The sequence below is a fragment of the Corynebacterium sp. TUM25015 genome, from assembly GCF_056393505.1.
In genome coordinates, this window is the sequence record NZ_CM150783.1 from 1,553,250 (window position 1) to 1,572,758 (window position 19,509).

Sequence of the window (19,509 nt, forward strand, 5' to 3'; positions counted from 1 at the left end):
TTCTATCGGATAGCCGGGTTGTACTTCAGCATGTTGGGGCGGGTGGCGCAGTCATCGCCGAGTCGGATTCCAGGCGCGAGCTTCCCCTCCTCCTGTGCAGTGAGCAGTGCATTGAGTACGCGTTCCCTGAGATCAGCGGGGGAAATCGTGTTGATGAAGATCTTCGTACCGCCTTCGAAACCAGCCATGGTGGACACACGCCACTTGATCACGATGCGCCAGGGCATGGGCACGTCCACGTCCAAGGGACGGTGAAGCCATTCTTCGTTGCAGGGAATGTGTGGCCCGGCTGCGACGTGGCAGGCGTGAACCAGATCCGAGACAGCATCGCGTTCGGCGTCGGTCATGAGCCACGGCTCGGTCGTCGCGGATTTGGAGAAGACTTCCAGCGTTGGCCAGCGGTGCCCGAAACCCGCGAAGGCGATGGCATGGTCGTTTTCGGCGAAAACGAGGTTGTGGCGGGCAGCGTAATCGACGGCCCATTCGTTGTACATGTTTGGGTTCGCGCGGACCTGGGCGATCTCGAGTTCGTTTTGCAGGCCGTGTTCGTCGATAGCGACGAGTTGCTTGTGCAAGTGTTCGAAGCTGGCTCCCGCCGGGGCGAGCCAGTTTTGGAAGGCGGCGACATAGCGCACATAGCGGTTGGCGCGGTACAGGCGGTCCATGCTGTCGACGGTGAAAGCGATGAAGTGGCGGTGGTTTTCCCAACCCAGTGTGCCGCTGGATGCCAGCTGGTCGGTGGATTCTGCACCGGGGACATAGTGGTCGCGGGCGATGATTACGTCGTGACCACCGGCGAATAGTGAGCCGCTTTCTTCGTAGAGGGTCTGTAGACGGCGGTCGGGGGAGAAGAGCTCATCGAGTTCTTCTTGGGTCTTCCCACCGGCGGCCCATTTGGTGCGCAGGATCTGTTCGACGTGATTCTGGCCGGCTTCCTCTGCCAGATAATCGGCCATGTGCTTGGCGGCTGTGGGGTTCATTCGGTAGCCGTAGTTCAACAGCCAGTAGTCGTACGTCAGGATCTCAAACAGGTTCGCGACACGGCGGAACAGTGGTTCGGTGTTCTCTAGCTCGCTGACGGGAAGGCCACGGAGGATGCGTGGCTTACCGTCCTCGTCCAGCACCAGGCGTGCCTTCTCCGGCGGAGTGTCCAGCTTACGGTTGAGCCCGAATGCAGTAGCAGAGTCGCGGTCGGCCACGGTGCGTACTTCTGGTCGGTGCTCTGCGATGGGGCGGTTACCCCGTCCGGGGACTGTCCACACCTCGGTGCCGGAAAATGGGTTGACCTGTTTGATCGTCCCGTCTGGCAGGGTCGTCAGGGGCGGTACGGGCGCGGGGTGCGAAGTATGGGAACCAATCACGGCACACAGTCTAGTCGTTTTGAAGTTCTGTCGATCACACCACTAACCCCACACCGTGCTTGCCGTTCACCGCTGCGTGCTGCCACACTAGGGGAATGCCAAAGATTACTTTTCGGCTGCTGGCTAACCATGAGCAGCTGGCCACAATCGAGCAGGATTTCCGCTCCATGATTGCAGCCCTCGGCGAGGCGTTTGAAGGCACGCTGAATTGCCAGTCCGGGCTTCCCGCTGATCCCGAACTGGTCACTACTTGGGTGGAGCTTTTCGGGGAGAGCCCCGACGAAGGATCCGACCCGGCCACCGGCGCCGAACTTACCGTCGACGTCGCCCGTTACGACATCGGCTCTGTTTCTGGGCTAGCCATGCATTTCGCGGAGCTTCTCACTACCCGGGAAAAGGAACCCTCCGAGCCGATCCTGCGCCAGGTCCACGACGATCCCGGTTCGCCCCGCGTGCCGTGGCACGTCACTGTGGCTTCGGTATAACACCCCTTGCGTGCGTGGTGAACTCCTCTCCGTGGTGGTTCACCCACTTGATAGTCCAGCCGCCGTCCTGCGTACTCGCCCTCCACTGGCCATTGGTCTTTAGGTTGTGGTGGGCTCTACAAAGGCATTGCATGTTTCGCACATCCGTCGGTCCGCCTTCCGCAGGCTCCGAGTGGTTGTACGGCTCAATGTGGTCTTTGTCGCACATCGGCGCCGGGTGTTCGCACCCGGGGAATCGGCATGTCCCGTCCCGACCAACTAGAAATTCTTTCATCTCCCTGCTGGGCGTGTACTGTTCTACCGCCGGCGGCACCGTCACACTCTCCACTCGCGAGGCGAAGCTCTCATAGTAGTCAGCCTGCTCAGTGCTGATCGCGCCAGCACCGGGGATGAACCCGGGCCCATGCTCCCACCGGAACACGTGCACGTGCACCACAGCATTGGACTCTTCGCCGCTGATCAGTCCTGCAATCACATCCATCCGTGCCTGTGCCAAGTCACAATCCAGTTCCCCGGCCAGCACTTTCGCCTTCTTGGTCACTGCTTCCCACATCCGCTGCGATTGATCCTTTGGCATGTTTAGTGTCCAGCGCGAAAACTCCGCTGCTCCGCCCAGCGTTGCCACCGAACTCCGCGTTGCGGAGCGTTCCTCCGCCGCTGCCTTCTCACCGGTCGCGAAGGGAGCGGGGAAGTCCCGCGCAATCACTTCGCACAGATATTCCCCAAGTTCTTTCGCAGTCGGCCCATCTTCCCGCGCGCTGATGCAATCCACTGCGTGCTTTTCCAGGTAGCGGTTGAGCTGTTCTAGCTCCATGATCGCCCGCCCTGTTTCGTCGGGTTCCGTCAGCGCTGCTGCGTAAGCGTTTCGTACACGCCACACCTGCTCTAGGTGCCGCACGCCAATTATCCCTGCCTTCAGCGCGGCAAGTCCCAATAAATTCATCACTGCGAGTATCTGTGCCGCGTGTGCGAACACTGTCGCATCTGCCGTCCCCGCCTTCCGCTGCGCTTGTATCCGCGCCACGGTTGGGTCGTCGATCACGCTGTACGCATACGCCGCGTCGACCCTATTGCACATTCGCCGCATTTCGTCGGCATCCATTTTTGCCCCCTTTGTGTCCGAGCGCCGCTTACCTTACACACGGCCCCGGACACCCCCTCTCCCTTCTTATCGACGCCCCCTCGTTTTCACCCCTAGAGCAGGCTCGATAGGAATTCTTGGGTGCGTTTGTGCTGCGGGTTTCCAATGACCTCCGCGGACGGTCCGTGCTCCACGATCACGCCTCCATCCATGAATGCAACCTCGTCGGCTACTTCGCGGGCGAATCCCATTTCGTGGGTCACTACAAGCATGGTCATGCCGTCATCGGCCAGTCGGCGCATTACCCCCAGTACTTCGCCAACCAGCTCGGGATCCAGCGCACTTGTCGGCTCGTCGAAGAGCATCAGCTTCGGGCGCATTGCCAGCGCACGGGCGATCGCCACGCGCTGCTGCTGGCCGCCAGAAAGTTGCACAGGGTAGGCGTCGGCCTTGTGCGCGAGCCCAACCTGGTCCAGGAGCTTGTGTGCGTGTTCGAGGGCTTCGTCTTTATTTTCTCCGCGCACCTGCACCGGGGCTTCGATGATGTTCTCGATAACGGTCCGGTGGGTGAAGAGGTTAAAGTGCTGGAACACCATTCCGATGTCCACGCGTTGTGCTGCTGCCTGCTTTGGTGTCAGCTCGTAGAGGTTGCCGTTCTTTTCGCGGTAGCCGATCAGTTCGCCGTCTACTTCGATCCGTCCGGAGGTCACCTTCTCCAGGTGGTTGACGCAGCGTAGCAGGGTGGACTTGCCGGAGCCGGAGGGGCCAATCAGGCAGGTCACGCCACCGCGGGGTACGTCGAGGTCGATGCCTTTAAGGACGTCGAGTCGACCGTAGCGCTTCCACACGTTCTTGATGGCGATCATCGGCGCGTTGTTGTCAGACATGGTGGCTCCTAGTCCTTCTTATCGTTCGGCGTGACGGTGACATTGCGCGGGGGCACGCCTTCGGCGTCCGCAAGGGCAGCGAGTTGGCGCTGCGTGAGCTGGCGCGACGATCCGCGAGAGAAGTAACGCTCCACGTAGAACTGCGCGATCATCAGCAAGCTAGTGATCACCAGGTACCACGTGGCGGCGACCAGCAGCAGGGGTACGGGCTGGAACAGCGAGTTCGAGATGTCGGTGGCACGACCGTACAGCTCAGCAGCGTAAGGCACGGCGATGACCAGTGAGGTGGTCTTCAGCAGCGAGATAAACTCGTTGCCCGTTGGCGGGATGATGATGCGCATGGCTTGTGGCATTACAGTGCGGCGCATGTTCTGGCTCCAGGTCATGCCCAGTGCCTTCGACGCTTCGGACTGTCCCTCCGGCACGGCCTGGATGCCGGCGCGCACGATCTCGGCCATGTAGGCCGCCTCGTTCAAACCGAGTCCCAGGACCGCCAGCATAAAGGCATTCTGCAGGATTGTTTCGAGGTTGATCTCGGCGAATCCAACATTGATGGATTGGTACAGGGAGCTCAGCAGACCCCAGAACACCAGCTGCACATACACGGGCGTACCGCGGAAGATCCACAGAAAGAGCCACGCCACGCCCTGTAACACCGGGTTCGGGGACATGCGAAGTACCGCGACGATAGCGCCGATGACCACACCGATGATCATCGCCAGAATCGTTAACGCAATGGTGTGCATCGCGGCCTTCACGATGCGCGTGTCCAGCAGGTATTGGAAGTAGGTATCCCAGTGGTAGGCCTCGTTCTGGGCTGCGGAGATGATGAACCACACCACGAGCCCCGCGAGGATCACCGCCGCGATCCAGCGACCGGGGTGGCGTAGTGGGATCGCTTTGTTTTCGGTGGGGCGCCTGCGCTGTGTGGCGTCAGAGGCGGAAGAGGCGTTTGGGGTGCTCACTTGGTGCCTTCTTTCGTTTGGAGCGTGCGGGGCAGCTGGTACGGCTTGAGGTTGAACGTCACGGCGTCAAGCCCACCGTCTTCTAGCCCCCACTGCTTCAGGATCGCTTCGTAGGTGCCGTCGTTCATCATGGTCTGCATCGTCGCTGCCAGTGCTGTTCCTAGCGGGTTGTTCTTTTTGACGCCCATACCGAACGGGGCGGTGTCAAAAGGTTCGCCCACTCGCACTAGCTTGCCTTCAGAACGGGCGATGGCGAAGTCGATCACCGGCGAGTCAGAGCTGTATGCCTGCGCTTTTTTCAGGATGGTTGCGGTGGCGGCGGCGTCGGCCTTTTCATAGACGAGCTTTTCGATCGGGGGTTTGCCCTGGGCCTCGCATTCTTCGGATCGTCCCTGCACCTCGTCCGTGTCGGAGTAGGTGCCCTTTTGGACGGCGACCTTCAGGCCGCAGGCATTGTCCGGGTCGACGTGGGTGCCGGGCTGGGTGGCCCAGGAGATACCGGCGCTGTAGAAGTCGACGAAGTCGTAGTTTGTTTGTCGTTCTTCGGTGTCTGTGAAGGCGGTAGCTCCGACGTCGACGGATCCTGCGCTGAGGGCGGGCAGAATCAGGTTGAAGTCCATTTGATTCACTTCGACTTTGAGACCCATCATGGCGCCAGCGGCGCGGATGAGGTCCATTTCGAAGCCAATGATGTTGCCGTCGGAGTCTTTAAACTCGTTGGGCGCGTAGGGCGGGTTGGTGCCGACGGTGATTTTCCCTTTTGCTTGAATTTCTGGGGGCACAAGGGCGGCTAGCTGGGGGTTCTTTGCTGGGAGGATTTCCTCCCATCCTTCCGGATTGCCGAGTTCTTCGTTGGTCACACACCCCGCCAGCGATGCTGAAAGAAGGATCGCAAGGGTGCCCTTGGCCACTGTACGGGCCAGGGAGCGCGGGTGGCTATGTTTCATACAGTGGATTATATCGGAGTATGTGAATATTCTTTAATGGCTTTCGACCGAAACGGGCTCTTGTTTTTCGCCGTCTAGGTCTGCGGAAATCCGGGGCTTGCTATCGCGCTTGTTTCCTGCACGGAAGTCCAAAGCCCAGGCAAGGACGAAGAGGATGGCACCGCTGACAGCAAATAGGGGAGCGACCACGCTGTATCCGCCGAGCAGGACGGCCAATGTCAGCCAGTGCTTCCAAGTAAGGGAGCTGAGGTCGACGCGGTTGCCGGTGTTCTTTCCACCGCGGCGACGCCACCACATGATGTAGCCGTACACAACAAGCGCACCAATGCCGAGTGCCAGCAATGCGAGTGCGATCTGGCTGACCAATCCGAACAGTGTGCCCATGTGTAGCTGAATAATCCAGCTGGTCAGCTGTGCTGCAATCGGCCACGACTTAAAGGGCAGGCGGTCAACGACGGCGCCGGTATCCCCGTCTACGGTGATGGCATCGTTGTACATCTTGTACGCCTGGCGTGGTTCGCTGACGGTCCATGCCTGGCCAGCCTTGCTCGGAGGCTCCAACTGCAGCGTTCCGGTGAGGCCTTCATTGCGACCAACCTGCAAAACGGTGTCTGCGTTGTCTGTATTGACCGGTGTGGCATCTGCGTCGGTGTGGGCGCTTCCGCCGTGATCACCGTGACCTGCGTGACCTGCGTGGTCGCCATGACCGGAGTCGCCGTCCGCACTTGGCTCGCCACCGATGGTGGTATTGGGCTTGGGAGTCATCCAGTTCAGCTGTTCGCGGACGGTAGCGATGTTATCTCCTGCAAAGTGGGACCACGTGAGGCCAGAGACGCACAGGAAGATCAGGCCTGGGGCTGCGACGAGGCCGATGAGAGTGTGGCGCTTCATGGCTTCACGACGGGACTTCTTTTTGGGCTTGCGTTGGTTCTTCTGCTTGCGCATGATCCACCACATCGCCACGCCAGTGACGGCCATCGGACCCAGCCAGGTAGCTGCGGTTTCGGAGTAGATGCGCCCGGGCTCGTCCAGCCACAGGTTTCGGTGGCCTTCGGAAAGCCAGGAACGGAAAGGTAGGGCAGCGGCGCTTCCGTACTGCACGAGTTCGCCTGTGACGTGGAGATCACCCGGGTCGACGAACACCGCGTGGGTGTAGCTTTCGGAGGGGAGTTCCGGGTCGGCGAAGAGCACACGAGTGGTCTTACCTTCCTTGTCGGAGATTTGTACCTTCGCGACGTCCAAGTCCGGGTGGATGCGCTTGGCAGCCTCGATCTGCTTAGCTACGGGTTGTGCTGGACTGGTTGAGGTGGCTGTCAGTTCGGCGTCATAGACCCAGCTTTCGATGGTGGGCGCGAGCGCGTAGAAGAAGCCCGATAGCGTGGCTACGAGGATAAGAGGTGCGATAAAGAGTCCGGCGAGAGTGTGGACTCTGCGAATGATTCTGCGAGACATGACTCATTAGTCGAATGTCTACCGGGATCGGTTCCCAATAGGGGTCTGCATTGGGGGAATGCGGGGGTAAAGAAACAAAAACTCCCGCTGCCTTCTGCGAAGAGAGGCGCGGGAGTTTTCCGGCTAAAGCTAAAGCTAAAGCTTATTGCGGGTTCTGCTGACCGAAGTTGTTCTGGTCGAAGCCGTTCTGCTGTGGCTGACCGTAGTTGTTGTTCTGGTCGAAGTTGTTCTGCGGCTGCTGGCCGTAGCCCTGCTGGGGCTGGCCGTAGCCCTGCTGGGGCTGGCCGAAGCCTGCCTGCTGGACTGCTGGAGAATTCTTCCTGTCGTTAAGCAGCGTCAGAACACCAAAGGCGATGATTGCAATGGAAGCGAGGAGGATCAAAATCAGACCGGCACCCACGCTCACCTGGGCGACGTCCTTGTCCACTTGGCCTGCCTTGGAACCGATATCGGTCCAATCCATTACTGAAATCAGCAGCAGAACGGCACCGATGGCGATCACTGGGATGCCGCGCCACCACATCTTGGTGAGCTTTTCTACAAACAGGTAGGCAGCGATTCCACCGATCAGGATCAGGGAAAGGAACATCGTGAGCATGCCATCGCCGTCAGTACCGGAGACTGTGATGGTTCCATAGAAAGGAACAGTGACTTTACCCCACGGCATGAAGCTGCCAATGAGGCTGATCAGAGCGGCACCGGCTGCGCAGACCATCCACAGCACGGACTTGTTGGAGAAGTCCAGGTACTGCTTGATGTCGAACTGGCCTGCCTGGCCGTTCTGTCCGTTGAAGCCCTGCTGGTTCTGGAAGTTGTTCTGGTAGCCGTTCTGGCCGTTCTGCGGGGCGCCGTATGCGTTCTGTCCCTGCTGAGGCGCAGCCTGCTGGTTCCAGTCCTGCTGCGGTGCCTGGTTAGGCTGGCCGTACGGGTTCGGGTTCTGGTTCCAATTGCCCTGCGCCTGCGCCTGAGGCTGCTCGGGCTGCTGTGCGCCGTTGTTGGCGGGGTTCACAGGATCGTTTGAACCGAAGTTCTCTTCCGTCATGGTTCTCCTAGCGTCACAAAAAGTGCTTAGCGGCCTTTCAGGCAAGGCTGCGAATTTTCTTTGCGATTCATATTAACGGACTCGTCGGGCTCCGGCTTGTTGCGGTCGGTTTTCGGTATGTCGGGGTGGTTCTTTTTGGGGTGTTGACACCGATACTTCAGATACTTGGCGTGGGGGGTACGAGCGTGGCAGGAATAAGCAAAACCCGCTGCCAAGGTTTTCCTCAACAGCGGGTGTCTACATGGTGCCCCAGGTGAGACTCGAACTCACACTGGACGGGTTTTGAATCCGTTGCCTCTGCCAATTGGGCTACTGGGGCGCGAAGTGCTTACCGGTGCATAATACGCCACGGTGCTCGAGCCAACCAAAACCGCCCTCCGTTAAAGTTGGTCGCATGGCTAAACTCTTACTCCTCGACGGTCATTCGCTGGCTTTCCGCGCCTTCTATGCGCTACCCGCCGCCAACTTCTCCACGGTCGGTGGCCAGCACACAAACGCGGTCTATGGCTTCCTGGGCATGTTCCTTACTCTTATGGATAAGGAGAAGCCCACCCATGTCGCCGCCGCTTTTGACCTGTCCGGGCCGACATTCCGCGAGGAATCCTTCCCGGAGTACAAGGCGCAGCGTCCGAGTACGCCGCCGGAGTTCAAAGGCCAGATTGAGCTGATCCGCCGCACTCTTGAAGCGTTGGGCGTCACAACCCTCGACAAAGAGTCCTACGAGGCTGACGACATCATTGCCACCTTGGCTACCGAGGGCGCCAAGGAAGGCATGGAGGTACTGATCTGTACTGGCGACCGTGACTCTTTGCAGCTGGTTACCGAGGATGTGACGGTGCTGTACACGCTGAAGGGCGTCTCCAATCTGCACCGCTTTACTCCGCAGGCCGTGGAGGAAAAGTATGGCGTGACCCCCACCCAGTACCCAGACCTCGCGGCGCTGCGCGGCGATACCTCCGACAACATGCCCGGCGTACCGGGAGTCGGCCCAAAGACGGCGCAAAAGTGGATCGCGAAGTACGGCGGTCTGCAGGGCGTGATCGACAACATGGACGACATCGGCGGCAAGGTCGGCACTAGCCTGCGGGAGAACATCGACAATGTGGTGCTGGCGCGCGACATTACGGAAATGGTGCGGGATCTAAAGCTCGTCGATGGTATGGACGCCCTTAGCCCCCGAGACATCGATGCCAACGAAGCCCTGGGCATGTTCGAGGAGTTGCAGTTTGGCACGGGACTTCGCAATAGGACGTTCAAGATCATGGGCGTGGAGTTCGCCGACAGCGCAGCTGTGCCCGTGACAGTGGAGGAACCCAAGGCTGGGAAGCTGGGGGCGTGGCTGAAGAAGCGCACCCGTGGCACGGTGGTCGATGTTGACGGCGAGCAATTGACTCTGCTGGATCAGGACAACATTGCAGTGCTCATCGACCTGGCGGACGTGGATCCGAAGGATGAGAAAGCCCTGTCGGAGTGGCTGGCCAATCCGGAGGCCACAAAGTGGCTGCACGATTCCAAACAAGCCTTCCATACACTCCAAAATCAAGGCCTAAAGCTTGACGGAGTGGAGCATGACACATCGCTTGCGGCTTACTTGCTGCGCCCCGACGTGCGCACTCTCGGTCTTGCGGACGTGGTGCAGCGACACGTGGGGCACGAATTATCTGACAATGCCACCGGCACCGACCGAGCCCAGGCCGTGGCGGAACTGGTGAAGGCCCTCACTCCAGAGATCGAAGAGGCCGGACAGTCCGAGTTGTATTTTGACTTGGAGGTTCCCCTGGCGCTGATCCTGGCGAAGATGGAGCACGCAGGCATTGCCGTGGATGACGCGGCGCTGCAAGAACTCTCCGATGACTACGGCACACGCCTGAACGAGGAGGTCGCCGCAGCCCGCGAACTGGCAGGGGAGCCGGAGCTGAACCTTTCCTCCCCGAAGCAGCTGCAGAAGGTGCTTTTTGAGACCTTCGACCTGCCGAAAACCAAAAAGACCAAGACTGGCTATTCCACCGCTGCTGCCGAGCTGGAAAAGCTTGCGGCACAGTCGAACCACCCATTCCTGGGGCACTTGATGGCTCACCGCGAATACCAAAAGATGAAGTCCACCATCGACGGGCTGATCGAGGCGGTGGGTGACGACGGGCGCATTCACACCACCTTCAACCAAAAGGGTGCGGCGACCGGTCGACTCTCGTCCTCCGACCCGAACCTGCAGAACATCCCCGTGCGCACAGACGCAGGCCGTAAGATCCGTGCCGCATTCCAAGTCGGGGAGGGCTACGAAACATTGCTGACCGCCGACTATTCCCAGATCGAAATGCGCGTTATGGCGCACCTATCCGAAGATGCGGGGCTCATCGAGGCCTACGCCAGCGGCGAGGATCTGCACAATTATGTCGGCTCGCGCGTGTTCGACGTGCCTGTCGATGAGGTCACTCCGGAACTACGCCGCCGCGTCAAGGCGCTGAGTTACGGCCTGGTCTACGGTCTATCCGCTTTCGGCCTTTCCCAGCAGCTGAAAATCAGCGCAGGGGAGGCGAAGAAGATCATGGATAACTACTTCGAGCGATTCGGCGGTGTGAAGCGCTACCTCGACCACGTGGTGGAGGTTGCCAAGGAAACCGGCTATACGGAAACCCTCTACGGGCGCCGTCGCTATCTGCCGGAGCTCAACTCATCGAACCGCGTGGCTCGTGAGAATGCTGAGCGTGCCGCCCTTAACGCACCGATTCAGGGTACGGCGGCGGACATTATCAAGCTGGCTATGCTGCGTGTGGATCGGGAGATTGCACGGCAGCAGCTGAACTCCCGCGTGCTGCTGCAGGTCCACGACGAACTCGTTGTGGAAGTTGCCCCTGGCGAGCTGGAGCAGATGACCGAGCTCGTGGAGCGGGAAATGGATGCAGCCGCCCAGCTGCGCGTGCCTTTGGATGTCTCTGCCGGCACGGGCGATAACTGGGACCTAGCTGCGCACTAGTTGGCTTCAGCCTTTGCGCCGGCGACCTTCTCGGCTACCAGCATCGCCCCCACGATGGCTGCGCCGAGAACGAACAGCCCGAGGGCTGCGCCCAGGTTCTCGCCGGGTGCCTGCAGGTTGGCGTCGCCATCCTGCCACGGCCAGAGTGCGCGAAGGGAACCAATCATCAGCCCCGTCATCACAAACAGGGTGATGGTGCGGTGAATGTGCAGTAGGTACTCCAGCAGACGCACAAAGCACACGATGCCAGTCAGCGCACCGAGGAAGAACACGCCCAGGTACAGCAGGTTTCTATCGTCCACAGCAGCCATAGTCGCGGAGTACAATCCCACTGCCAGCAGGAAGAAAGAACCCGAAACGCCCGGTAGCACCAACGCACACACCGCGATCGCCGCGGCCACGAACACCCACAAAAGGTTCGGGTCAGACTGCGGCGCGCTGGTTAGGCCTGTCAGGAAGAATGTCGCCACTGCCGCCACAACCATTCCGAGGATCGCCATTGGCAGGCGTCGCCGCACATCCTCCTTATCGGTCATGCCAATCGGCACGCTCAGGGAGATCAGCACCATGCCGAAGAACAGCGCCCGCGCATGGACGGGCTTGTCGGTCACGAAGCTCTCCATTACTCCGGCCAGAGAGAGGACAACGGCGCCCATACCCACCAACATCGGCAGCAAGAGCATCCAATCCAAAGCCTTGTACTGGGCAAACGCAGCCTTCCTATCCTTGGGAAGCTGCTTCGTGGCGTCCAAGAACAAGTTCGCCTGGTGGAGGACACGCTCGTACACGCCAGTAACTAGTGCAATTGTTCCGCCCGATACGCCGGGCACCAGCTCGGCCATGCCGATCAAACCGCCACGGACCATGTTCACTAATATTTGTATTGCCTTCATCGCGCACCATCGTACTGGACGCCCTCAATAGCTCCCGCCTAACGCGCGGCCAAAACGCCATGTTTGCGCTGTTCACTGTGGTCGTGTAGCGTTATGCGCGTTGTGCGCCCTCTTTTTTAGACTTTGTGACGCCCCAGTGTGAGCGTCCTAGGGGTTCCCGCCAGGTAATTGACGCTGGTGGGGGCGTCAAAAAGAAGGGTTTGCAGAACTAGAGTAACTGTCCATCTTCTATTTCTATTCGTTCCGAAAGACATTCAACATATGCCCACCAACAACGTCCCTCAGGTAGCCATTAACGACATTGGCTCTGCTGAGGATTTCCTCGCTGCCGTCGACTCCACCATCAAGTACTTCAACGATGGTGACATTGTCGAGGGCACCGTCGTCAAGGTCGATCACGACGAGGTCCTGCTGGACATCGGATACAAGACGGAGGGTGTCATCCCTTCCCGCGAGCTGTCGATCAAGCACGACGTTGACCCGGGTGAGGTTGTTGAGGTCGGCGACGAGATCGACGCTCTGGTTCTCACCAAGGAAGACAAGGAAGGCCGCCTGATCCTGTCCAAGAAGCGTGCACAGTACGAGCGCGCTTGGGGCACGATCGAGGAGCTCAAGAAGAACGAGGAGCCGGTCACCGGTACCGTCATCGAGGTCGTCAAGGGCGGCCTGATCCTGGACATCGGCCTGCGCGGCTTCCTGCCCGCCTCCCTGGTGGAGATGCGTCGCGTTCGCGACCTGCAGCCCTACATCGGCCAGGAGATCGAGGCCAAGATCATCGAGCTGGACAAGCACCGCAACAACGTTGTGCTGTCCCGCCGCGCATGGCTCGAGCAGACCCAGTCCGAGGTTCGCTCCGAGTTCCTGCACCAGCTGCAGAAGGGTCAGGTCCGCAAGGGTGTTGTCTCCTCCATCGTCAACTTCGGCGCCTTCGTCGATCTCGGCGGTGTCGACGGCCTGGTTCACGTCTCCCAGCTGTCCTGGAAGCACATTGACCACCCGTCCGAGGTTGTCGCAGTCGGCGACGAGGTCACCGTCGAGGTTCTGGATGTGGATCTGGATCGCGAGCGCGTGTCCCTGTCCCTGAAGGCAACCCAGGAAGACCCGTGGCGCGTATTCGCACGCACCCACGCTATCGGCCAGATCGTGCCGGGCAAGGTCACCAAGCTGGTTCCGTTCGGCGCATTCGTCCGCGTCGAAGAGGGCATCGAGGGCCTGGTTCACATCTCCGAGCTGGCCGAGCGCCACGTCGAGGTTCCGGATCAGGTTGTAGGCGTTGGCCAGGACGCAATGGTCAAGGTCATCGACATCGACCTGGAGCGTCGCCGCATCTCCCTGTCCCTGAAGCAGGCTGATGAGGACTACACCGAGGAGTTCGACCCGTCCAAGTACGGCATGGCTGACTCCTACGACGAGCAGGGCAACTACATCTTCCCGGAGGGCTTCGACCCGGAGACCAACGAGTGGCTCGAGGGCTACGACGAGCAGCGTCAGGCATGGGAGGCTCGCTACGCAGAGTCCGAGCGTCGCCACCGCCTGCACACCGCCCAGATCGAGCGCAACCGCGCCGCAGCTGCCGAGGCCGCTGCCAACGGCGAGGGTGGCTACTCCTCCGAGACTCAGACCGAGTCCGCACCGGCTTCCTCTGAGGCGCCGGCGCAGGACGCAGGCACCCTGGCTTCCGACGAGCAGCTGGCTGCTCTGCGCGAGAAGCTGGCCGGCGGCGAGTAAACCACTCGACACCGCTAGCAGGGACCGCTATTTAACCAGCTAAGTCCGCGCGCTAGGAACGCTTAAAGGCATCCACTTCGGTGGGTGCCTTTTTGGTTTTCGTAGGTGCGCTTTTGGCTACAGCATCTGAATGACAGTGGCGGCGCCGATCGTAACCACAAGCATGATGGCTGCGATAATTGTCGAGCCCATCAGGATTTTGACGGTTCGCGGTGTCACACTCGGCTGATTTTCACCATGCCGGATAGCTTTGCCCGCGATATCCATGCGCAGCTTGTGCGCCTGCACGGCAGCGCGATGGTCCTTCTTTGCTGGCGTGGCGGTAGACGACGAGGGAGAAGCCGCAGGGGCGCTCTGTCCTACGTCGTGCTGTTGGATAGACATGGGGGGCTCCTTTCAGCTTGGCGTCTGCCTTAAAGATATGGCTTCAGCTCTGGTGGGAGTTGGATACGGATCTCTGGTGAATCATTCGCAGGCGGCCTGGGTGCTGGTGCCTTTGGAGCCTTGGGTGCTGGCTTCGCAGGAGGCTTAGAAGGAGGCGGGGCAGTTTCTGTTACCGTCTCTGGCTCCGCAGCTGGGGCCGGCGGGGGAGCTGGCTTGGGAGTTTCAGACTTGGTGCTCGGTGCCGTCACCTCTTCAGGTAGCTCAGGTACTTTGCCCAGTGGTGGAACTTCGTCATTCACAGTCTGCTCTTTGGCATGACCCGGCGATTCGCATGCAGCTAGCGTGCCTGTAAGCGAAATCAAGAGCAGTGCGCTTGCAGTGTGAGTTTTCCTCATTAGCGTGAATACTCCTTGGCCTTTTTGTGCACAGCTTTTAAGAACACTGGGCTGGGGTTGAATTCTGAGACTGCTGTGGTCCACCCTTCTGGGCTGGTGAGGTCTCCCGCGCTACAAGTGATTTTCGCGGTGGTCAGGGCGGCGTCGTCGATGTTGTCCGGATTTGGCGCGTTGCCAGGTTCAGCGGCAGTGCCATATTGTTCCCAGCGCGAAGGCATGAGTTGCATTGGTCCCACCGGGATGTCCTTAGTGGAATCGCCGTCGATGTCTCCTCCGTCGGTATCGGGCACGGAGTTCTTGCCGCCGGCGGCAGGCGCAACGGCGCGTATAGGTTTGGAGGTCACGCCGTCTTCGTCGATGGTGGTGGAGTTTATTTGCCCATGTTGGGTCAGCACATCACCCAAAGCAGCTAGCGTTTGCCAGCCGACGGCGCAGCCTTGTTCCTGTTCCACGTTGTAGGCCGCGTATGCGTATGCCTGCAGCGCGCGCTCGGGAATGTGGTAGGGTTTTGCGCGCTCGGTAGCCCACTGCTTCATGGTATCCACTTGGGCGTGTTGTTCCGGCACAGGTGGTTCTAGGCGATCGGCGCAGCTGGAAAGGGTTGTAAAAGCAAGGAACCCGACGCCCAGCGCGGCCACCCCTCGGCCTACGAAGCTGCGTGACGGTGCCACGAATCAAAGTCCTCCGCAACAATTGCTGCTAGTTCCATGTAGGCCTGCTTGGTTTCCTTGCTGATGCGGTCAAGATCAACCGTTGCGCCCTCAGAGAGGTGGCGGTCGAATGGAATGACGTGCACTGCGCGGGTGCGGCTACGGAAGTGTGCAATCAACTGGTCCATATCAATCGTCGCATTTTCAGGGTGGGCCGCAGAGACGACCACCACAGAGTTTGCTGCGAGTTGTTCGTAGCCGTGCAGATTGAGCCAGTCCAAAGTGGCGGAGGCTGATTGAGCGCCGTCAAGGGCAGGAGAGGTGACGAGCACCAAGGAATTGGCCAGCTCCAACACGCCGGACATTGCCGAGTGCATCAGCCCTGTTCCGCAGTCGGTGAGCATCACGTTGTAGTGGTGCTGCAGAATGTCGACCGCGTGGCGGTAGTCCTCATCACTGAAGGATTCGGACACGGCGGGATCGCGCTCCGAGCCGATAACTTCCAAGCGAGACTTGGCCTGGGTAGTGAACTGGCGTATGGAGGCGTACTTTGACGTGTCTTCTGCGTTGAGGAGGTCGCGGATCGTTGCCGGACCGGGGGCAGCCACACGCTGTGCTAGGGTGCCGAGGTCCGGGTTGGCATCTATGGCGATGACGCGGTCGTGTCGGATGGAAGAGAAAACGCCACCCAATGCCACGGTGGTGGTGGTTTTGCCCACGCCACCCTTGAGCGACATCACGGCAATGCGGTAGTCGCCGCGCAGCGGTCGGCGGATTTTCTCCAGAAGCTGATCGTGTTCAAGATCTTGCTGGGAGTCGCCAACGTTCCAGTGCCCACCGGTGACGTTGTAAAGCATTTTGCGCCATCCACTGCGCGGTGCCTTCTTGACGGCATTGACAAGGTTTGTCTGGTCCAATGCCGGCGGTGGCTTTAGGTCATATTCGGACGGTACATGGTGCTTGCCGTGATTCAATGGGGCCTGCTGCGGCTGTGCCTGAGTCTGCTGTGGCTGAGTCTGCTGAGCCTGAGTTTGCTGTGGCTGGGCCTGCTGAGGAGCTTCAGATGAAGCGGGAGAGCCTTGCGGGGCAGTGCCCTGCGGCGCTGTTCCTTGGGGAGGCTGAGGATACTCAGGGGAATCAGTAGTCACCTGGTTGGTTTGGTGACCTTCCTGAGGCTTGGATTCGTGAGCTTGCTGAGGCGCCGCAGGGACTTGCTGCTGACCTTCATTGGAAGAAGGGGAGGAAGTAGGAGACTCTGCAGCGGGCGGCTCTTGGGGCTGAGAAGGTTGTTGTGGTGGGGTGGCTGGTTGTGCTGGCGCACCATCACCAGTGAACTGGAGCCAAGAGGGCAGTCCTTCGTGGGATGGCTGGTTGGTTGACACTACGCACTCCTCGTGTACTTCACTCTTTGTTACCGACAACTTCTCTACGTATAACCCGTCCTATACTAATGTGTGTTGTGCAATTTGTGCTGTGTGTCCCCCACAGATGTGTTTGATTTGCTCTAGGCAGAATGGAAGAGAATCGCTAGATGAATTCCCCAAAGGTAGCTAACGCTGCACGAAGTGGAGGTTCGGGCTCGCTGGTCTCGGGGCGTAGCGTTTTCGGCAGGGCAGTGTGGGCTTCGCGGGTTGCACAGGCGCGGAGGTTTTCTTCAGTCGACACATCTAGGCCGATGGTTATTGCGGTGGCTTCCATTGACAACCGTATGCTGACTTCGCCTGTGACCGCTTTGGTTTCCATGATTGCCGAAGAGGTGTCTGAACTACCGATGGTAGTTCTGGACGCAGATGTGCAAGCCCAGCCAATGCGAGGACCGTTGGGTGCGTGGGCAGCGGGAGATGTTCTTGGGCTAGCGGCGACGGAACCGCTGGATCTGACCCGCAAGAAAATGGAGAACTTTGCGGATAACTCCGGGGCAGTTCCGCTGTTGACGGCTTCGCAAGGTACTCAGGGGCAGATGGCTGCTGATGTGCTAGATACTGTGGTTAGTCGTGCCCAGCACAGGTGGCCAATTGTTGTAGTGAACTTGCCTTATACATGTGCCGGGGAGACCATTGCCGCGGGCACAGCTATGGCGGATCATGTGCTGTTGGTGGCTGATAGACACCATGAACAGCATGGGTGGCTGTACCAGCCGGGGCACCACCTGACGGAGCTGGCACAGTCCAATAAGGTGACTGTTGTCAAGGTGGGGGCAGCTGCTCTGGATTTGCCGCAAGATACGGTGGTTCTGCCGAGTGTAGACGCTCATTCGACGAGCAGATCGAAGATCGTTCCATCGACAAACCCAGAGGACGTGTCGATGTATCACCGTTTGCTGTCGAGGGTTTTCGGTAGTTGAGGACTGCTACACACCGCTAGTTGTCGCGAGATTCCCTAGCCGGTGTGGAGACCAGGGAGTAGAACTTGGAGTCGACCTGGTATTAGATCCGGTTGGCTGCTGTGGGTGCTGGTATTAAATGCGGTTCCCGGTATCACTAGCGCTGTCCGGGGTCACCCGTAATCACATTCTGTGGTGCTTTGTGCGATGACAGTAGTGGCGGTAGTGGCCAACTTGATGCCTCTGGTGGTGGACTTGTTGTTCTGTACTACTCCCAGGATGCTTTAGTTTCTTTGGTGTGGAACTTTTTAGGACGGGTCGGCGAGCTTTGCGACGTGTTCTTTTTGCTCGAGGATATTCTACAAAAGCGCTGTTTTTGATCCAGTGGAATCCTGGGTATTCACGGAAGGTTTTCTTTCTGACTCCTTGTTTGATGAGGAAGCGTTGCCACTCAAAAAGGAGCTCTGGTTCGTTGGTGCTGGTGGCTTTGAGGAAGCGGTTGATTTGTTCGAAGTTTTCGGGTGGATGTTGTTGATGATGAGGTTGGTATCCGCTTTAATAAGTGCGCGAATTGCGTAGTGGTCTCCGCCGCAGTCGATGTATTCGAGCATTTCATCGACAGCGTTGGTGATGTCCAGGTCTTTAGCCCCGAGTTGGATCAATAGGCCCATAAAAGAACGAGACCATTCATCCATGGGGCGTTCGGCTATGTGCCGGTGCTCGGCGATATACTGGCGTATTTGCACTGGGGTAAGGTCACGTTTTGCTTCCCGGATGAAATCAACGAACTCTTCCGGTGTTTTGTGGAAGTCAGGTTTGAATTTTCTGAAATCAGCGATCGCTTGTTGTTTGATGGCAGGGTCTTTGAGCGCATTCGGTTTCGGTATTGCCATTGTGACTCTTTCTATAATTTGGCTATGGCTCGTGTTATGCCGTCTTTCAACTTCGCGGACAGGCCTTGAAGCGCCCCCTGGGTATTGCTTTTAAAAGAGCACCACCTCTCTCGCCCAATAGGTCAACGAGACGCATCAACCGGACTTAGTGCCATGACACGCCCAATATCGGAGCCGTAATCGTGCACACATTATGCATGGAAAGGCTCTCTACCAGGGAAGCGATCCTCAACGGGGCGGACCACTCGATCCTTCACATCCTGATCAGAATTCTTTGGCGTGTTCCCGATTTTCCTATCAACTCGAACGAAACAAAACTTGGAGCACGTCATTTCTGAGCTAGTTGGCTTGACTCTTTTGTGAATACATCCAGTCGGTGAAGCTTTGAAATGTATCACCGCCGTACCACTCGTGTTCCCCAAAATCATACCTACCGCATCGAAGTTCGGTTTCTGATTCTCGCTGAATAACGAGGTAGCAATCTTCGTTTAGAAACGCAACGGCAAAGAAATTGTCTGTATCGTTAAAAGAATCCACCATCTGTTCGTTCAAATCTTTGAGTGCATTTGATGAGTTAAAAAGCGGGCCTGGTGGCACCACCTCGATCGTTCCGATTTCTGCACCATTGAACCTGGAATAGAAGTCAATAAGATCGCTAGGCAACCAAGTAGGAGCGAAATCAAGGGCCTCTTCCAGCTCCGTTTTATCTAGACCGCCCTCGTATAGCTGAACTCTACGATTGTCAAAAAAATCATTTGAGTTTATCATCAAAAGTCCCTTACTCGTCTTATTCAGTATTGTTCACTCCATGAATCAAGGCGTAGCGATCGATATGAACTACATCCTTTGGGATTCATTTCGACTTTACCCATATAAAGTATGAGTTTGAGGCCTTTCCCGTGAGTCCGAGTATGTCGACCCAGTGTGCTGTGTGGTCAACATACCCTTGCATCAAGGCTAACCTCGGTGCGAGTCTGCCACCGGGGAACGGCGATGCTTAGCAGCACCATTCCAGCCGGCTGGCTGGTTTCTAGTGTGTCAGGATAAAA

Annotated in this window: 18 protein-coding genes and 1 tRNA gene; 4 read left to right on the top strand and 15 right to left on the bottom strand. The window is 58.6% G+C overall.

Annotated elements, in window-relative coordinates; all coding sequences use genetic code 11:
• Positions 1-2: 2 nt before the first annotated feature.
• Positions 3-1,361: a DUF4921 family protein gene (locus AC06DS_RS07050; RefSeq protein ID WP_477100345.1), complete on the bottom strand. Its 1,359-nt coding sequence runs from the start codon at positions 1,359-1,361 to the stop codon at positions 3-5.
• A 95-nt stretch (positions 1,362-1,456) separates the two neighbouring features.
• Between AC06DS_RS07050 and AC06DS_RS07055 the strand changes: the two genes are divergently transcribed.
• Complete coding sequence (locus AC06DS_RS07055; protein WP_434816946.1) at positions 1,457-1,846, top strand: hypothetical protein; 390 nt, start codon at positions 1,457-1,459, stop codon at positions 1,844-1,846.
• On the opposite strand, the gene AC06DS_RS07060 is transcribed toward AC06DS_RS07055, so the two are convergent.
• The 7 genes from AC06DS_RS07060 to AC06DS_RS07090 form a co-directional block, all read right to left on the bottom strand.
• Complete coding sequence (locus AC06DS_RS07060; protein WP_477100346.1) at positions 1,827-2,948, bottom strand: HNH endonuclease signature motif containing protein; 1,122 nt, start codon at positions 2,946-2,948, stop codon at positions 1,827-1,829. The genes AC06DS_RS07055 and AC06DS_RS07060 overlap by 20 nt on opposite strands.
• A gap of 92 nt (positions 2,949-3,040) precedes the next feature.
• Positions 3,041-3,814, bottom strand: coding sequence for an amino acid ABC transporter ATP-binding protein (locus tag AC06DS_RS07065; RefSeq protein ID WP_434816944.1), 774 nt, complete (start codon positions 3,812-3,814; stop codon positions 3,041-3,043).
• Positions 3,815-3,822: 8 nt separating this feature from the next.
• The gene (locus AC06DS_RS07070; protein ID WP_293791271.1) at positions 3,823-4,779 is read right to left on the bottom strand and encodes an amino acid ABC transporter permease; all 957 of its coding nucleotides are present in this window, start codon (positions 4,777-4,779) and stop codon (positions 3,823-3,825) included.
• Complete coding sequence (locus AC06DS_RS07075) at positions 4,776-5,726, bottom strand: ABC transporter substrate-binding protein (protein WP_293791270.1); 951 nt, start codon at positions 5,724-5,726, stop codon at positions 4,776-4,778. Before AC06DS_RS07075 ends, AC06DS_RS07070 begins: the two co-directional genes overlap by 4 nt.
• Before the next feature lie 33 nt (positions 5,727-5,759).
• A complete protein-coding gene (locus AC06DS_RS07080; protein ID WP_477100347.1) occupies positions 5,760-7,178 on the bottom strand; it encodes a PepSY-associated TM helix domain-containing protein in 1,419 nt (472 codons plus the stop codon).
• Positions 7,179-7,320: 142 nt separating this feature from the next.
• The gene (locus tag AC06DS_RS07085) at positions 7,321-8,220 is read right to left on the bottom strand and encodes an ECF transporter S component (protein WP_477100348.1); all 900 of its coding nucleotides are present in this window, start codon (positions 8,218-8,220) and stop codon (positions 7,321-7,323) included.
• Between the two features lie 242 nt (positions 8,221-8,462).
• A tRNA-Leu gene (locus AC06DS_RS07090) sits at positions 8,463-8,539 on the bottom strand.
• Between the two features lie 75 nt (positions 8,540-8,614).
• On the opposite strand from AC06DS_RS07090, the gene polA reads away from it, so the two are divergent.
• Positions 8,615-11,194, top strand: coding sequence for a DNA polymerase I (gene polA, locus AC06DS_RS07095; RefSeq protein WP_477100349.1), 2,580 nt, complete (start codon positions 8,615-8,617; stop codon positions 11,192-11,194).
• Here polA and AC06DS_RS07100 read toward each other — a convergent pair.
• A complete protein-coding gene (locus tag AC06DS_RS07100) occupies positions 11,191-12,060 on the bottom strand; it encodes a DUF368 domain-containing protein (RefSeq protein ID WP_477101191.1) in 870 nt (289 codons plus the stop codon). The genes polA and AC06DS_RS07100 overlap by 4 nt on opposite strands.
• A gap of 288 nt (positions 12,061-12,348) precedes the next feature.
• Here AC06DS_RS07100 and rpsA point away from each other — a divergent pair, with 288 nt between their 5' ends.
• Positions 12,349-13,815 carry a 30S ribosomal protein S1 gene (gene rpsA / locus AC06DS_RS07105; protein ID WP_034969922.1) on the top strand — a complete coding sequence of 489 codons (1,467 nt, stop codon included), beginning with the start codon at positions 12,349-12,351 and terminating at the stop codon, positions 13,813-13,815.
• 117 nt (positions 13,816-13,932) lie between these two features.
• Here rpsA and AC06DS_RS07110 read toward each other — a convergent pair whose 3' ends face one another.
• From AC06DS_RS07110 to AC06DS_RS07125, 4 genes are all read right to left on the bottom strand, one after another.
• Positions 13,933-14,199, bottom strand: coding sequence for a hypothetical protein (locus AC06DS_RS07110; RefSeq protein WP_293792331.1), 267 nt, complete (start codon positions 14,197-14,199; stop codon positions 13,933-13,935).
• A 394-nt stretch (positions 14,200-14,593) separates the two neighbouring features.
• Positions 14,594-15,265 (bottom strand): lysozyme family protein, encoded by a 672-nt coding sequence (locus AC06DS_RS07115; RefSeq protein ID WP_477100350.1) that lies wholly within the window; start codon positions 15,263-15,265, stop codon positions 14,594-14,596.
• Complete coding sequence (locus AC06DS_RS07120; RefSeq protein WP_477100351.1) at positions 15,241-16,626, bottom strand: MinD/ParA family ATP-binding protein; 1,386 nt, start codon at positions 16,624-16,626, stop codon at positions 15,241-15,243. Before AC06DS_RS07120 ends, AC06DS_RS07115 begins: the two co-directional genes overlap by 25 nt.
• 145 nt (positions 16,627-16,771) lie before the next feature.
• Positions 16,772-16,942: a hypothetical protein gene (locus AC06DS_RS07125; protein ID WP_434816420.1), complete on the bottom strand. Its 171-nt coding sequence runs from the start codon at positions 16,940-16,942 to the stop codon at positions 16,772-16,774.
• On the opposite strand from AC06DS_RS07125, the gene AC06DS_RS07130 reads away from it, so the two are divergent.
• The gene (locus AC06DS_RS07130) at positions 16,932-17,588 is read left to right on the top strand and encodes a hypothetical protein (protein WP_473964295.1); all 657 of its coding nucleotides are present in this window, start codon (positions 16,932-16,934) and stop codon (positions 17,586-17,588) included. The two genes, AC06DS_RS07125 and AC06DS_RS07130, sit on opposite strands and share 11 nt — an antisense overlap.
• 338 nt (positions 17,589-17,926) lie before the next feature.
• Here the strand turns inward: AC06DS_RS07130 and AC06DS_RS07135 are convergent, their stop codons facing one another.
• Positions 17,927-18,460 carry a hypothetical protein gene (locus AC06DS_RS07135; RefSeq protein WP_477100352.1) on the bottom strand — a complete coding sequence of 178 codons (534 nt, stop codon included), beginning with the start codon at positions 18,458-18,460 and terminating at the stop codon, positions 17,927-17,929.
• A gap of 339 nt (positions 18,461-18,799) precedes the next feature.
• Complete coding sequence (locus AC06DS_RS07140; RefSeq protein WP_477100353.1) at positions 18,800-19,228, bottom strand: hypothetical protein; 429 nt, start codon at positions 19,226-19,228, stop codon at positions 18,800-18,802.
• Positions 19,229-19,509 lie beyond the last annotated feature (281 nt).

Coding starts and splice junctions, on each gene's coding strand:
- rpsA (WP_034969922.1), top strand. CDS start 12,349: ATGCCCACCAACAACGTCCCTCAGGTAGCCATTAACGACATTGGCTCT.
- AC06DS_RS07135 (WP_477100352.1), bottom strand. CDS start 18,460: ATGGCAATACCGAAACCGAATGCGCTCAAAGACCCTGCCATCAAACAA.
- AC06DS_RS07100 (WP_477101191.1), bottom strand. CDS start 12,060: ATGGTCCGTGGCGGTTTGATCGGCATGGCCGAGCTGGTGCCCGGCGTA.
- AC06DS_RS07125 (WP_434816420.1), bottom strand. CDS start 16,942: ATGGAAGCCACCGCAATAACCATCGGCCTAGATGTGTCGACTGAAGAA.
- AC06DS_RS07085 (WP_477100348.1), bottom strand. CDS start 8,220: ATGACGGAAGAGAACTTCGGTTCAAACGATCCTGTGAACCCCGCCAAC.
- AC06DS_RS07055 (WP_434816946.1), top strand. CDS start 1,457: ATGCCAAAGATTACTTTTCGGCTGCTGGCTAACCATGAGCAGCTGGCC.
- AC06DS_RS07065 (WP_434816944.1), bottom strand. CDS start 3,814: ATGTCTGACAACAACGCGCCGATGATCGCCATCAAGAACGTGTGGAAG.
- AC06DS_RS07075 (WP_293791270.1), bottom strand. CDS start 5,726: ATGAAACATAGCCACCCGCGCTCCCTGGCCCGTACAGTGGCCAAGGGC.
- AC06DS_RS07140 (WP_477100353.1), bottom strand. CDS start 19,228: ATGATAAACTCAAATGATTTTTTTGACAATCGTAGAGTTCAGCTATAC.
- AC06DS_RS07060 (WP_477100346.1), bottom strand. CDS start 2,948: ATGGATGCCGACGAAATGCGGCGAATGTGCAATAGGGTCGACGCGGCG.
- polA (WP_477100349.1), top strand. CDS start 8,615: ATGGCTAAACTCTTACTCCTCGACGGTCATTCGCTGGCTTTCCGCGCC.
- AC06DS_RS07110 (WP_293792331.1), bottom strand. CDS start 14,199: ATGTCTATCCAACAGCACGACGTAGGACAGAGCGCCCCTGCGGCTTCT.
- AC06DS_RS07080 (WP_477100347.1), bottom strand. CDS start 7,178: ATGTCTCGCAGAATCATTCGCAGAGTCCACACTCTCGCCGGACTCTTT.